Origin of the sequence: Paucibacter sp. XJ19-41 (assembly GCF_028462495.1) — a bacterium.
Classification (GTDB): domain Bacteria; phylum Pseudomonadota; class Gammaproteobacteria; order Burkholderiales; family Burkholderiaceae_C; genus Roseateles_E.
Genome location: NZ_JAQOWX010000289.1, coordinates 1 through 684, shown reverse-complemented (window position 1 = coordinate 684; position 684 = coordinate 1). Strand labels below are relative to the sequence as shown.

Genomic DNA, 684 nt, shown 5'->3' with positions numbered 1-684 from the left:
GGCCAGAGCCTGCTGTACAAGCGCAACGCACTAGGCCAGGTCGAGCGGGTGGAGACCCGCGACGGCAGCGGCCAGCTGCTGGCGGCCTATGACTTCCGCTACGACACGGCCCACCGGCTGGTGGGCATCCAGGACTCGCGCGGCCCCTCGCTGAGCTATCAATGGTCGCCCGGCGGGCGGCTGGGCCGCATGGCGATGGCGCCGGCCGTCGGGGCTCCTGCCAGCCACAGCTGGGACTTCCGCTACGACGCCGTGGGCCGGCTCTCGGCCATCGTCGCGCCCAACGGCCAGAGCGTCACGCTGGCGCTGGATGCCGGCGGTCGGCTGCTGGAGCGCAGCATGGGCAATGGCCTCGTGAGTCGCTACAGCTGGCACCCGGAGGGCAGCCTGGAGAGCGTCGAGCACTTGGCCGGGGCCGGCACGGTCGCCAGGAGCAGCTACGGCTACGACCTCTGGGGCCAGCGCAGCACCGCCGTCAACAGCCTCTCGGGCAGCAGCCAGACCCTGAGCTACGGCTACGACGCGCTGGGCCGGCTCAAGAGCGTGGCCAACGGCACAGCGGCCCAGCAAGAGGGCTATGGCTTCGATGTCTTCGGCAACCGCAGGAGCAAGACACGCGGCAGCCCGGTGACGGCAAGCTGGGACTACCAGTTCGACGCGGCCCACCAGCTCACGCAGGTGCAG

At 70.9% G+C, this 684-nt stretch carries 1 protein-coding gene; it reads left to right on the top strand.

Translation table 11 applies throughout. The features are described 5' to 3' along the window. The coding region (locus PO768_RS29025) for an RHS repeat domain-containing protein (RefSeq protein WP_272648826.1) at nucleotides 1–684 on the top strand (684 nt) is incomplete at both ends.